At 41.6% G+C, this 15140-nt stretch carries 9 protein-coding genes, 1 tRNA gene and 1 pseudogene; all 11 read left to right on the forward strand.

The genetic code is table 11. The features are described 5' to 3' along the window. Positions 1-57 precede the first annotated feature (57 nt). The 11 genes and pseudogenes from BQ7489_RS08115 to tnpC all read left to right on the forward strand — a co-directional run bounded on the left by BQ7489_RS08115 (position 58) and on the right by tnpC (position 15099). Positions 58-3033: a serine hydrolase domain-containing protein gene (locus BQ7489_RS08115; RefSeq protein ID WP_083580693.1), complete on the forward strand. Its 2976-nt coding sequence runs from the start codon at positions 58-60 to the stop codon at positions 3031-3033. A gap of 120 nt (positions 3034-3153) precedes the next feature. After that, positions 3154-3321 (forward strand): DUF362 domain-containing protein, encoded by a 168-nt coding sequence (locus BQ7489_RS08120; protein WP_021971341.1) that lies wholly within the window; start codon positions 3154-3156, stop codon positions 3319-3321. 384 nt (positions 3322-3705) lie between these two features. Next, positions 3706-4992, forward strand: coding sequence for an IS1380 family transposase (locus tag BQ7489_RS08125; RefSeq protein ID WP_071147970.1), 1287 nt, complete (start codon positions 3706-3708; stop codon positions 4990-4992). Between the two features lie 273 nt (positions 4993-5265). Next, on the forward strand, positions 5266-8322 hold the full coding sequence (locus BQ7489_RS08130; RefSeq protein WP_239496927.1) for a SusC/RagA family TonB-linked outer membrane protein: 3057 nt from the start codon (positions 5266-5268) through the stop codon (positions 8320-8322). A gap of 23 nt (positions 8323-8345) precedes the next feature. Beyond that, the gene (locus BQ7489_RS08135) at positions 8346-9791 is read left to right on the forward strand and encodes a RagB/SusD family nutrient uptake outer membrane protein (RefSeq protein ID WP_072530617.1); all 1446 of its coding nucleotides are present in this window, start codon (positions 8346-8348) and stop codon (positions 9789-9791) included. A gap of 101 nt (positions 9792-9892) precedes the next feature. Continuing rightward, positions 9893-11005, forward strand: a complete 1113-nt coding sequence (locus tag BQ7489_RS08140) for a metallophosphoesterase (protein ID WP_239496985.1) — start codon at positions 9893-9895, stop codon at positions 11003-11005. 69 nt (positions 11006-11074) lie between these two features. Beyond that, a tRNA-Ala gene (locus BQ7489_RS08145) sits at positions 11075-11148 on the forward strand. A gap of 497 nt (positions 11149-11645) precedes the next feature. Further along, complete coding sequence (locus BQ7489_RS08150) at positions 11646-12410, forward strand: hypothetical protein (RefSeq protein ID WP_162617786.1); 765 nt, start codon at positions 11646-11648, stop codon at positions 12408-12410. Between the two features lie 106 nt (positions 12411-12516). Further along, positions 12517-12885 (forward strand): hypothetical protein, encoded by a 369-nt coding sequence (locus BQ7489_RS08155; RefSeq protein WP_008668732.1) that lies wholly within the window; start codon positions 12517-12519, stop codon positions 12883-12885. Position 12886: 1 nt separating this feature from the next. Next, positions 12887-13231, forward strand: a complete 345-nt coding sequence (tnpB, locus tag BQ7489_RS08160) for an IS66 family insertion sequence element accessory protein TnpB (RefSeq protein ID WP_072529653.1) — start codon at positions 12887-12889, stop codon at positions 13229-13231. Positions 13232-13319: 88 nt separating this feature from the next. Beyond that, positions 13320-15099, forward strand: a pseudogene (gene tnpC, locus BQ7489_RS08165) (IS66 family transposase). Positions 15100-15140: the final 41 nt, after the last annotated feature.

Genomic DNA, 15140 nt, shown 5'->3' on the forward strand with positions numbered 1-15140 from the left:
CAGAGGTGAAGCTGGAATATATCGGGCTTCACCTCTGTTTTTACATAAATGTTGGATATGAAGATTTACAGATACATAGGTGTTGTTTTTATTTGTTTTCTGACCGTATCGGCCGTTTACGGGCAGCCGGTGGGGATATTGCGTAATATAAAGGATACAGTGGCCTGTAACCGATGGGTAGAACAGAAACTGTCACAGATGACTTTAAAGCAGAAGATCGGACAGTTGTTTATTCATACGATGGCTCCTTATACCAATGAGAGGAATCGCGAGGAACTTGAACGGGCCGTAATGGATTATGGCGTGGGGGGGCTTCTTTTTTCGGGAGGTGAAGCCGATAAGCAGCTTCAGCTGACAAATGAAGCTCAGAAACTGGCCGAAATACCTCTTTTGATCACTTTTGATGGTGAATGGGGATTGGCTATGCGTCTGAAAGATACTCCTGAGTTTCCCAGAAACCGGGTGCTGGGGTGTATCCGGAATGATACATTGATATATAGGTACGGGCGTGAAGTGGCGCGTCAGTTGCGTGAGATAGGAGTGCACGTGAATTTTGCTCCTGTAGCCGACGTAGATAACAACCCGGACAATCCGGTTATAAATATCCGCTCTTTCGGTGGAAATCCGCGTGAAGTGGCCCGAAAAGTCATTGCTTATTCCCGGGGACTGGAAGACGGCGGTGTGATGGCTGTATGTAAACATTTTCCGGGGCATGGGGATACTGAGGTGGATTCGCATGTTTCTTTACCGGTCTTGCAGTTTGACCGTCAGCGTCTGGACAGTGTCGAGCTGTATCCTTTCAGAGAAGCGGTCAAGGCCGGTGTCAGCGGAATGATGGTAGGGCATCTGAAAGTTCCCGAATTAAGTGGAAAGCCTGCTTCCATTTCTTCTAATATTATAATGAATACATTGAGGAAGGATCTTCATTTTTCGGGAATGGTCTTTACGGATGCTCTTGAAATGGGAGGTATTGCGAAAAATTCGGATGATGTCTGTGTCGATGCTTTGGCTGCCGGAAATGATATGTTATTGGTTCCCAGGAATTTGAAACGGAGTATGGCTGGGGTATTAAAGGCTGTCAAGGACGGACGCATTACAGAAGAGTATATCACGGAAAAATGTCGTAAGGTACTGATATATAAGTATGCCTTGGGGCTGGATAAGAATCCGGTTATAGGGACAGAGGATCTTTCCCGGCGTCTGTCTACTGATGCTACGAATGCATTGATTAAAGAGTTGGAGCATGCGGCGGTAACCGTTATCAAGGATTCTTTGGATATACTTCCGTTAGACTTGTCTTTATCGGGAAGTGTATTGCTGAGTGTTTCTTCTTCCTTGACGGAAGCCTACCCTTTTTATAAGGAAATGCATAAATCGATGGCTTTGGCCTGGGTTCACGCAAATGTGGATTCCTTGGAGCAAATCAGGGAACGGATCCGTCCTGCCCAGCAGGTAATAGTAGCGTTGCATCAGCAGGATTGCAAGGAATTTGAATCGCTGATAGCCGATCTGGCTGCCGACAAGCCTTTGGTATTGGTCTGTTTTTGTCCGCAGGAGGTCTTGAAAAAAATACCTTCTATTACGGAGCGGGCGTCTTCTGTCGTTCTGGCACATGCCTCTGATGCAGATCTGCAGAAGTATGTGGCCGATGTTCTTGTTGGCAAGAATGTTGCAGATGGATTCCTTTCGGTTGATATACAGGGGGTGGCCAAATCGGGGACCGGAATTGTACTTGATCCTGACAATCCTCGTTCATATGTTCCTGAAGATTTCGGAATGGATTCGGGGGTTCTGGCACGGATTGATGAAATTGCTCGGGAAGGTATTCGTGAACAGGCTTTTCCCGGTTGTCATATACTTGTTTTAAAGGAAGGATATCCTGTGTATAACAAATGTTTTGGTAACCAGACCTATGATTCGGGTGTGGCGGTAAAGGAAAATGATATATATGATCTGGCTTCAGTCAGTAAGGTTGCCGGGACGTTGTTGGCTGTCATGAAGTTGTATGATGAAGGACGTATCGGGCTTACCGATAGGATAGGTCGTTACATTCCTGCCTTGAAAGGGACTGATAAACAGAATATAACCGTCCAGGAGCTGCTCTTCCATGAATCCGGATTGCCTGCTTCGTTGCCTTTTTATTTAGAAGCGATAGATTTAAAGAACACGAAGGGGGGACTCTTCAGGAAGAAACGTGACACTAACCATACATTGCAGATAGATGAAAACCTGTTTGTAAATCCTGATTTTGTCTATAAGAAGATGTGGGTTTCGACGGATTCTGCCGACGTTTATTCTTTGCGTTTGTCAGACCGGTTGTTTCTGAATCCTGAATTTCATGATGTAATTATGGATGAGATTGCCAAGGCACCGGTAAAAGGACATTCCTACCGTTACAGCTGTGTGAATTTCATGTTGTTGAAGGAGATAGTCGAGAATATTTCCGGAGTTGCCATGGATACCTATCTTGACAGTGTTTTCTATAAGCCGATGGGCTTGATTCATACGGCTTACCAACCCTTGAAGCATTTTGAAAAAAGTCGTATTGTTCCTACGTTGAAATATGATTTTCTGCGGAAAGGGGAATTGAGAGGATATGTCCATGATGAAGCTGCTGCTTTTATGGGAGGTGTTTCGGGAAATGCAGGCTTGTTTTCTACGGCCCGCGATGTATCTGTCATATTCCAGATGCTGCTGGATCGGGGAGTTTGCGGTGATGTCCGGTATTTGAGCAGGGCCACTTGCGATCTGTTCTTGACGATGAAGTCAAAGGATAGTCGTCGTGGGTTAGGTTTCGACAAACCGGATTCAGATGATGCTGATAACAGTCCTTGTGCTGCCGAGGTTCCAGCTTCGGCTTTCGGGCATACCGGATATACCGGAACAGCCGTCTGGGCTGATCCGGACAATGATATCGTTTTTGTATTTATGAGTAACCGGACATATCCGCAAGCTTATGACCATAAAAAATTGACTCAGCTGAATATCCGTCCCAGGATACAACAGGCAATATATCAGTCATTAACCCGATGATGTCTATTTAGACTATGTACAAATTAGATAAATTATGTAAAGTGTATGTTACAATTTCTAGCAAAAAATATAACTTTGCAATAACAAATTAGTACTAATAATAATTTAACTTTTACTACAATGGCTTACGTAATTAGTGACGATTGTATCGCTTGCGGTACTTGTATCGATGAATGTCCGGTTGGCGCAATTTCTGAAGGTGATAAGTATTCTATTAACCCGGAAATGTGTACAGAATGTGGAACATGCGCAGATGTATGTCCTTCTGAAGCTATCCACCAGGGATAAGAATCGAGACATCGTCTTTGAAATGCATAATAGGCTGCCCTAAGGGTGGCCTATTTTTTTATCTGGATATTCATGGGTGATGCTTGCTTGTTTTCATTATAGGGTAGATTGTGATATATAAATTGTAGCTTTTGTGGAATATTATTCTGTTGGAATAAAGAATTATAAATTTGTGGCTGTTTTTCTTTTTTATTTACTAATTTTGCGGGCGATTTTTTTTCATTTAGATTGCTAGTCTTTGATGTGTTCCTAAATTCCGCAGCATTTTAGTTTAACTTATTTTATAAGTACCTGAGCAACAAAAAGTTGCTCAGGATTTTGCCATGTCAGATTTTTCACCTATCTTAGTGTTGCAAATCAAAATATGTATCAAACCCGACAGACATGGCAAAGGTAGCAATAAAATCTGAGAAACTCTCTCCTTTTGGAGGAATTTTTTCAATAATGGAGCAATTTGACTCCAATCTCTCATCTGTAATCGACTCAACCCTCGGTATGAGATGTAGGCTGTATGGTTATCAATACAGCGAAATCATCCGTTCGCTTATGAGCGTTTATTTCTGTGGCGGCTCATGCATAGAGGATGTCACCACTCATCTGATGTATCACCTCTCGCTTCATCCGACACTTCGCACATGCAGTGCCGACACGATTCTCAGAGCCATAAAGGAACTGACCCAGGATAACATTTCCTACACATCCGACACTGGCAAGACCTACGACTTAAACACGGCAGACATGCTGAATACACTGCTCCTCAATTGCCTATTGTCCACAGGGCAGCTGAAAGATGGCGAGGGGTATGACGTTGACTTCGACCACCAGTTCATAGAGGCTGAGAAGTTTGATGCGAAACCCACATACAAGAAGTTTCTCGGATACCGTCCTGGCGTGGCGGTTATTGGCGACTTGATTGTCGGCATTGAGAACAGCGACGGCAACACAAATGTCCGTTTCCACCAGAAGGACACGCTGAAGAGGTTCTTTGAAAGGTTTGAAAAGAACAAGCTTATGATCAACCGTTTCAGAGCTGATTGCGGCTCGTGTTCTGAAGAGATAGTGGAAGAGATTGCTAAACACTGCAAGACCTTCTATATCCGTGCCAACCGATGCAGTTCGCTCTACAATGACATCTTTGCCCTCAGAGGTTGGAAGAAAGTGGAATTGGGCGGCATTGAGTTTGAGCTGGCCTCCATTCTCATCGAGAAATGGAAAGGGAAGGCATACCGTCTTGTGATTCAAAGACAGAAGCGGATAGACGGCGAACTCGACCTGTGGGAAGGAGAATACACCTACCGCTGCATCCTTACAAATGACTACGAGTCTTCCGAGAAAGAGATTGTCGAATTCTATAACCTCCGTGGAGGGAAGGAACGCATCTTCGATGACATGAATAACGGATTCGGCTGGAACAGGCTTCCAAAATCCTTCATGGGAGAAAACACGGTGTTTCTTCTGCTTACGGCACTCATACGCAACTTCTATAAATTCATCATGGCGAGGCTTGACGTGAAGAGGTTCGGACTCAAAGCAACAAGCCGCATCAAGGCGTTTGTCTTCAAGTTCATCTCTGTGCCAGCCAAATGGGTCAGGACATCAAGGCAGTATGTGCTGAATATCTATTCATGCAACAACGCTTATGCTGATGTGTTCCAGAATGACTTTGGATGACACCGACAACTTATGGTCGTGATTTTGCGTATTGCCTCAAGTCGCATGGTGGGGTAAGGGGATTTAATGCGTCTTTGTGGCGATTTTTGCTGCGTTGCACCCTCTTTTGCCACAGTGTCGCTACCTTTTTGACCTCTGTGTCATCTTATGAGGGCGGTTGCGGATTTGAGGGTGTTTAAAGATTAAAGAAAGATTGGCGTTTTAGAGGTAATAATAAAATAAACAAGTATGATGAGAAAATGTTATTCTCGGAGCGGTCGAAATTTTTGTGTTATGATGGTAGCACTTGGTTGTCTGGCTCCTGGATTTGTCCGAGCTGTAGAAAAACCATTACAGCTTATGTCGGCAGTTGCTGCTCCTACAGTTATCACTGGAACTGTTATTGATGAGAACGGTGAAACAATTATTGGAGCGAATATTTTAGTTAAAGGAACATCTCAAGGTGCCGTTACCGATATAGACGGTAATTTTGAATTGAGTGTATCAGCTCTTCCTGCTACATTAGAAATTTCTTATATTGGTTTTGTTCGTCAGACAATCAAAGTGACTTCAGCCAATCCGGTTACCATTGTATTGAAAAGTGACAATCTGGTAATGGATGAAGTCGTTGTAACCGGTTATGGTACATTTAAAAAATCAGCTTTTGCTGGATCTGCTTCAGCTGTGAAAGCTGAAAAGTTAGAGGATATTCCGTCTGTTTCTTTCCAGGATTTATTGCAGGGGAATGCAGCAGGAGTCCAGTTCAGTGCTCCTTCCGGCCAGCCTGGTGCGTCATCTTCTATCAATATCCGTGGTATGGGTTCTTTTAATGCCAGCAATACTCCTTTATATGTGATAGATGGTGTGCCTGTCATGTCTGGTTCCATTGATGCTACCGGATCAGATTCAGGGCTGGACATTATGTCAACATTGAATACTTCCGATATTGAAAATATATCAATTATTAAGGATGCTGCTGCAGCTTCTTTGTATGGTTCCCGTGCTGCCAATGGTGTCATTTTGATTACTACCAAACGTGGTCGTGAAGGAAAAGCCCAAGTTTCTTTGAAGGCCGATTGGGGTTTCAGTGATTTTGCAATGGAATTCCGTCCGGTCATGGGTGGTGAACAACGTCGTGAGTATATATACAGTGGGTTGAAGGCTGGAGCTTTGAGAGATGGAGCTACAGAAAATGAGGCCATTGAATATGCTGATGAGAATATTGATGATTATGCTCCTATCCCTTGGTGTGGTTATGTAGATTGGGATGATGTTATGTTTCAAAGAGGAGATCATCAGTCGTATGAAGCTTCTATTTCGGGTGGAACAGGTAAGTTCAATTACTATTCTTCATTATCATATTTGAAACAAAACGGTATTGCCTTTAATTCTGGATTGGAGCGTGTTAGTGGTCGTGTCAATGTAGATTTTCAGGCAACAGAACATTTGAAGGTAGGGGCAAGTATGTTGTTTGCGACTGTTAACCAGAATGTATATAGTGAAGGGACAAGCTATACGTCTCCGTTCTATTCTTCACGTAATGCTGTGGTTCCTTCGGATGCTGTTTATAATGAAGATGGAAGCTGGAATCGTGAGTTTATCCGTAATAGTGATCGTAACCCGTTATTGTCTGCCACATACGATTATACCCGTGAATATGTGACTCGTTCTTTTAATACTGTTTACGGTGAATATGAATTTCTTAAGGGGTTGAAATTCAAGTCTACGTTAAGTTATGACTATACAAATACAAAAGGTGAAGATTGGTCGGATCCTCGTACATCCAACGGTGATGATATTAACGGTGGTATGTATAAGCAATATAGAGAATATCATAAGACGTTGTGGGCTAATCAGTTAGGATATATTTTCAATATAAATGAAGATCATCATTTTGATGTATTGGCCGGTTATGAAATCGATGAACAATATAGCGATTATCTGTCGGGTGAGGTGACTAATTTTGCTACATTCGATAAGAATGCAGTAAGTAACGGTATGAAAGTTGAATCTGTTTCAGGTTCGGACAAGACAACCCGAATGATTTCGTATTTGAGCCGTGCCAATTATGATTATCAGAATAAATATTATTTAGGTGCCAGTTTCCGTATGGATGGTAGTTCCCGCTTGGATCCTAGTAACCGGTGGGGTAAGTTCTGGTCAGTATCCGGTGCTTGGAGAATAATTGAAGAGAAATTTATGGATCCGCATAAGGATTGGCTGACAGATTTGAGAATACGTGCGTCTTATGGTGTAAACGGGACCTTGCCTTCCGATTATTTCGGTTATATGGGATTGAGCTCTCTTACAGAAGGATATCTGTCTCAGCCGGGTATTACTCTTTCACAAATAGCCAATAAGGATTTGCAGTGGGAAACAAACTATAATTTGAACATTGGTCTGGATTTCGGTTTGTGGAACAGAGTGAATGCAACATTAGAATTTTATACACGTACAACTAAAAACTTGCTGATGGACTGTCCGATTTCATATACCACAGGTTTCGGAAGTTATCTGATGAATATCGGAAAGGTACGTAACAGAGGTGTTGAGCTGGAAATAACGTCTCAGAATATTACTTCTAAGGATTTTACTTGGACAACCTCTTTCAATTTAAGTCATAACCGTAATAAAATCTTGGTATTGGACGGAGAACAGACTCAGATTATCAGTGGTTCACAAATCCATAAAGTGGGAGAATCATACCGTACATTCTATCTGATTGAATTTGCAGGAATTAATCCGGAAACCGGTGCACCTCAGTTTTATACCAATGATTTGGATGAGAATGGGAACTATATAAAGGATATTACTGAAGATTCTTCTGAAGCAAATGCAATTGCATTGGACAAACATGCGGAACCTAATCTGATTGGTGGGTTGACCAATACCCTGCGTTATAAATGGTTTGATTTGAGCTTTATGTTTTCGTACCAGTTCGGTGGGTTCAGTTATGATACCTGGGCTCAGAAGACAGAACATGGAGGTAATGACCTGGAGGCTAATATCCCTACCTATTATGCAGACAACTGGAAGAAACCGGGCGATATTACTAGATATGAGCTTTTTATAGAGGAGCCAGACCAGGCGATGAATAAGATTTCTACTACCCGTCGTTTGCATAGCACTGATTTCATTCGTTTGAAAACATTGACTTTCGGGGTGACATTACCTTCTGAATGGACTAAGAAGATTGGGGTTCAGAATGCCCGTCTTTATGCTTCTGCTAATAATTTATGGACATGGGCTGCATACGATTATTATGATCCTGAAGCCGTTCAGGATGGTTCTGCCATTTGGGGAACTCCTCCATTAAAAACGGTAACATTTGGTATAAATGTAAATTTCTAGTTTAAATGATAAAGACTGAGTATATGAAAAAATTTAGTTATATAATATTGGGTGTTTTGGCCGTTGGCGGTATGACATCTTGTAGCCATGACTGGTTGGATGTGAAGCCTTCTACTTCTGTGGAAACTGAAAACAGTATAACGGCTTTATCCGAAATTGAAGCTACTTTAAATGGGATTTACAGTACAATGCAGAGTTCAGATGCGTATTCAGGACGCCTAGTCTATTATGGTGATGTAACGGGTGATGATATGCAGGCTGTCTCTTCTACGAAACGTACCGGAAACTATTATCGTTTTAATTGGACAAAAGATAGTGGTCCGAGTAGCCAGTGGTCATATCTATATGCGATTATTACGAGCTGTAATCTGATTATCAACAAAATTGATGAATTGAATGTTACAGAAAGTGATTTAGATTATCGTGATGATCTGCTCGGGCAAGCTTTGGCCATTCGTGGCTTGGCCTATTTTGACTTGACCCGGTTTTTCGGTTATCCGTATCTGAAAGATAACGGAGCTTCATTAGGAGTTCCATTGGTCTTGAAAGAACTTTCGATTGATGATAAGCCGTCTAGGGCTACGGTTTCCCAATGTTACGATCGGGTTATTGCCGATTTGAAGGAAGCTGTAAGTTTATTGGACACCAGCTTTAACAAAGGTAAGTTTAACCGTTGGGCTGCCATGACTTTGTTAAGTCGTGTTTATCTATATCATGGTGATAATAAGGAGGCATTGAACATGGCTGAACAGGCGATTGAAGGTGCGGAAGAAGAAGGATTCAAATTGTGGACAACAGAAGAATATCCGACAGCTTGGGGAGAGGATTCTTCGGAAGATCATCCAGGTGAAGTATTGTTTGAGATTGTCAATACCACAACTGATAGTCCGGGTAAGGAAAGTATGGGATATTTGAATTCATATGATGGGTATGATGATATGTGTATAACCGTTTCGTTTTATCATCTGTTGAGTCAGGATCCCAATGATGTACGCCTGCGTTTATTGAGTTTTGACAAAGATCGCTATGCATATGTAAATAAATATCAGCCTCAGGAAGGGGAAAACATTGCGGACGCCAATATTCCGTTAATCCGCTTGTCGGAAGCTTATCTGAATGCTGCAGAAGCTGCAGTCAAGGTTAATGATAATGAAACGGCGGTCAAGTATTTGGATCCGATTGTGAATAGGGCTGATAACAAGAATACGGTTGTCGGAAAGACATTGACTTTGAATGATGTACTGACAGAACGCCGTAAGGAACTTGTTGCTGAAGGACACCGTATGTTCGATGTCTTGAGAAATGGTTTGACAGTAACACGTGTAGATGAATCTGATCCAGATCTTTCAAAGACTAAGCATAATACGCAATATATGGAATTCAATTGGGATTTTTACTTGTGTGTATTGCCTATTCCGAAGCATGAGATGGATGCTAACGGGTCGATGGTTCAGAATCCAGGATATTGATATTTGTATGTATGGCTGTATCGGGGACCGTAAGGCTCTGATACAGCTTGTTTTTAATTGAATAAATGGAAAAATCTATGGGAAAATTATTGGGTTTCTTGATGTTGCCGTTTCTTTTCCTGTCTATAGGAACGGCAAGGGCGCAAGGAGAAGACAAGTCTTTGAAAACGGTCTTGTCGGCTGATGGGCCTTATATCTGTTATTCCCCTGATAATCGGGTGAAGACTTTACAGGTGACGGCAGGCGGTACTATTGATTCGGTGTGGTATGATCATCCGTTACCGTCGGATTATTCTTTCCCTGTAGTCAGTCATGACGGTAAATATGCTTTTCAGGTTACTTTACATCCGATAAAACGGCAGCCATGGAAGGGGGGAGCGGCAGACAAGGTCTTTGTAATGTCTGATCCTCATGGTAATCTGGATTGTGTAGTCAGTCTGTTGCAGGCAAATCATGTGATTGATTCCAACCTGTCATGGTGTTTTGGAAAGAACCAGTTGATGGTTTTGGGAGATGTTTGTGATCGGGGAAATGACGTGACGCAAATATTCTGGCTGCTTTATAAGTTGGAGGCTGAAGCGGAGGCGGCCGGAGGACAGGTTTCCTTTATTTTAGGTAATCATGAACCTATGGTCTTGTCGGATGATTTGCGGTATACCAAAGATAAATATAAAGCATTGGCCGACTCTTTACATATCAGATACTCTTCCTTATATGGTTCTGATACGGAATTAGGACGGTGGTTGGCAACGCGGAATGTGATTCAGATACTGGGTGATAATCTGTATGTGCATGCCGGTTTGGGTAAAGCTTTCTATGATGCCGATCTGTCTGTTCCGGATGTGAATGATGAAATGAGTAGAGTTCTGTTCCTGAAAAACAAGAAGCGTAAGGAATTTTCTGATCTACACGCCTTTTTGTATGGGAATGAAGGTCCTATATGGTATAGAGGACTGGTACGTGACAAGGAAAAATATAAACCATGTCCTGCCGATACATTGCAGTTGCTCATGAAGAAGTATGGGGTGGAGCATATTATTGTGGGACATACTATTTTTGATGATATTTCGACTTTTTATGGTGGAAAAGTGATAGGTGTAAATGTAGATAATCAGGAAAATAGGGAAGCCGAGCGGGGCCGGGCTATTTTAATCGAAAACGGCAGGTATTATGTAGTAGGAGATAAGGGTAAGATTCGCCTGTTGTTTGAATAGTTGCATTTTTTAGCGGGAAAATATATTTTGTTTTTAAAATATTGTTATCTTTGCAAAGCAAATCGGTAAGGGGCATTAGCTCATCTGGCTAGAGCGTTTGACTGGCAGTCAAAAGGTGGCAGGTTCGAGTCCTGTATGCTCCACAAAAATATATTCTTGATTACATAATCCTCTAAAAACCAGTTTTTAGAGGATTTCTTTTTTTGCTACTCCCCCTTTTACTCCCCCTATTTTTTTATTTTTCGACACGACATTACCCTGTTATATAAATAGGCTGTTCCAAAATGATCTGCACCCCGAAAGTTAGAAAAAAACTTTTGGGGTGCACTTCGCAAATTGGGGTGGACTTTTGTTCTATCACAGTTCTATTCATTGCTAAATGCATCCGAGAATATTTCAAATTTCATCTGAAATGCTTCATTTTATTGTATGATATCATCGGAATCCCAAAAAAAATCAATAATTTTATCGCCGATTTTTTTAAATGCTCTGAACAGATGAGTGGGCGTTATTAATTTACATATCAAGAGATGGAAGCAGACAATACGTTATCTAAAAAAATGTTATACAAATAATTGCATTATCAGTTATTCTCCCTATACCATTAAATTTCATTATAATATATCTGAATCCGATAGCAATGTTGACTGAATTTTATGATAAAGCTACTTGGGTAACATTTTGCGGAAATTACATGGGGGGATTAATGGGAGGAATTGTTTCATTAATTATCCTCAATAAAACGCTTAAACAGACATCTCTTCAACATGAAGAACTGAAAAAGTTGCAAATAAACACCATTACCTATGCCCAAAAACAAGAGTGGCTCAATAGCTTAAAAATCAGGCTTACCAAGAACCTAAGAAATATTGATTTATATATATTGAATACAGTCGTCTCTGATTTGCAACTCCATGAATATAACCATTGCAAAGAAATTCTTCAAAAAATAAACTATGAGCTGGAAAACCAGGTAGCCTTTTCTTATTTTGATTTCTCAGAAACAACATTTTCAAAAGAAGAGAAGAAGTTTATTATGGTAAACCAATTGATATATCTGGAATATACTTCTTTGATAAGAGATTTATTGTACTATATCCCTTTGGCGGTAAAAATTTATAAGGGAAATCCATTAACTTATGAAGAACTGATGGATTATACTTTCTCTCAGTATGATTATGTTTCTGCAAATAATCAGTCACAATATACGCTTCAGAAGAGTATTATTCTGCAGGTTCAGGAATTCAATCCAGACGATAACCTGGAAGAAAAACTGGAAAGTGTTGTCGAAAAAAGACTTACATTCAGAACAAACCTTTACCAGTTGAAAAAAGAATTGATAGAAGTTACACATGATGTTATTAACTATGAAACAGACGAAATAAATAAACTCCTGAGAAATTAGTAGTTATGCTGCTGATTCCATTTCCAACGTAAGCATACTATTTTCCGCCTTGACGCACATTATTCACAACCCTACCTTTGCGCCGTAACCTTTAACAATAATGATTATGGCAAAAGAAAAAGTAAACTATCAGGAGGTATATGACCTCTACCAGTTGTGCAGCGAGACCAAGGATCTTCGGGAGTTCTGTGCTGATTATGGAGTAAACTACGACAAGTTCATGAACTGGCAGCGTCACCAGCTGTGGAGCGAGAAGTTGGGTAAGACAGTCCAGGCTGAACAACCTAAGGTTGCCAAAGTCCAGATAACCGGTAAGCCTTGCAACAGTCCAACCGTGAAGTTGGAAGTGAAACATCCTGAAGGCGAATCTCCGATTAAGTGGGTGAAACTGCAACTGACATCCGGCGCGACACTGTTCCTGAGAAACACCACAGTTCTTGATTTGAGCTTGTTGCTTAATAAAATGATAGGATGATATGCTTGGACTGAGTGCTAACCTGAACTATTACCTGTTCAACGGTAATGTGGATTTGCGGAAAGGCATTTTCCGTCTGTGTGAGAGTATAAGGGAAGAGATGTCACTTGACCCGAGCGATGCATCCAATGTATATATGTTCATGTCCCGTAACCGGAAGGTCGTTAAGATACTTCATTATGAACGCGGATTTTATGTGCTTTACGAGAAACGTCCTGTTATGGGAAAATTCAAGAAACCTGTGTTTGATGAAGTCTCCAGGTGCTACCGTATTCAGTGGTCTGACATGGCTTACCTGACGGAAAGCATCGTAGTGGACAGAATGTATGTAACCCCTAAAGAATGAACAATAAGACGTTGACTTTCAATGAAATAATATAAAAACAAACGGTGAAAAGTTTGCGTAACTGCCTGATTTTTCGTACCTTTATATCATGATTGATGAAAGAGCATACGAGTTACTTTGCTGCCAGCTGGGTCTGGCAAATGAGGAAAAGGCAGGGCTTCGCAAACAGGTAAACGAACTGATTGCGAGGCTTAAGGCTATTGAAGAATCAAACAAAGAGAACTCCAAGGCTCTGGTTGATACAATCAATGACCTCAAAGAATCCCTCGAAAAGCAATCAACCACGGTTGAACATTACAGGAAAGAAATGNGAACTTATGAGAAAGCAGCTTGAGGCAAAAGACGAGGTGAACATGATGCTGGCAAATGAGATATCCAATCTCAGGCTTCAGCTTGAGGACAGCAGGAAACATCGTTTCGGCCGTACCTCCGAGCAAAGAAGGCTGCTGAACAACCGTAACATTGACAAGTCTGCGATGGAGAAGTCCGAGTATGACGGCTCTGATAAGAAAGATGATAATAATAAGGCAGATGGTAACGGTACTGGCAGCAATACCTCTTCCGGTAACGTACCTGCACAGAACTGCAGGCCTTCAAGGAAAAAGGAAACAGCTCCCCGTGCAGAAAAGACCAGGCTGAAGGTGGATAAGGTAGTTGTTCATGAAATAGAAGATTATTACCAACTCCCGGATGGTGCAAGGCTTATGAACCGTAACGGAATGGCTGATGTGTGGGAATACAGGGTCATAGAACATGTAAGGGCTCATAATGTGGAGCATGTGTACAAGGTGGCGAGGGTAAAGCTTGCCGACGGCACTTTCACAAGCACGATGGAGCATCCGCTGAAAAACCTTGGAGGAATCTTCTCTCCTGAACTGCTTGCCCGCCTGCTTTGTCTGAAATATGACTTCAGCATGCCTGAAAATAGACAGATAAGGCTGCTTGCAAGAGAAGGTATCCATATAAGCAACACCACGCTGAACAGCTATATCCATAACGGAATCGCCAAACTAAAGGAATTTATCGGAGATGCATTCAAGGAGTTTGTACAGAGGGCAAAATACCTTATGGTTGATGAGACTACCGAACTCGTTGGAGTTGAAACACCGGAAGGTAAGGCTTACAGGAGAAAGTACTTATGGGCTTTCTTTGCAAAGCATATAAAGATGGTCTATTATCACTATAACAACGGCAGCAGGTCTTCCGATACGGCAAAGTCGTTCCTGGAATATTTTATGGGAACCATATCCACTGACGGATATACGGTTTACAGGATGTTTGACGGAGAAGCCTCAAAGGTGCTTCACATAGGATGCTGGACGCACTGCAGGAGGTTGTGGGTTGATGCCTTGCCTTCAGACAGGACGGCGATGGACATAATAAATCCTATCGGTGATATGTTCAGAAATGAAGACCTGTTCCGTATGATGAAACTCAGCGGCGAGCAGATTAAGGAAAAAAGACTTAAGCTTACGGGACCGATTCTTGAGCGTATCCATCATAAGGTGGTCATGATGATGCAAGATACCAAAATCATGGCAAACGAACTGATGAGAAAGGCCGTGAACTATACGTTAAACCAGTGGAAGTCCCTGAGAAATATCCTCAAGGACGGTTCGGCGGAAATATCGAACAACCTCTGTGAGCAAAGGATGAAACCTGTAAAGCTGCTGCTCAAGAACTGCATGAATATAGGAAGTGAGGCAGCCGCAGAAAACTCGGCATTCATCTTCTCTCTGATAGAAAGCTGCAAACTTAATGACATAGATCCTCAGGATTACCTGAAGCACTTGTTTGAATGTATTCTTCATGGTAATAACTGCGACAAGAAGGCTCTTCTGCCATGTTTTTATAAACCGGAATGTTAAAACAAAAATATTTTCTTACGGACTTTTTTATTTTATCGGCT

Source organism: Bacteroides ilei, from assembly GCF_900128495.1.
In the GTDB taxonomy this organism is placed as follows: Bacteria; Bacteroidota; Bacteroidia; order Bacteroidales; family Bacteroidaceae; genus Phocaeicola; species Phocaeicola ilei.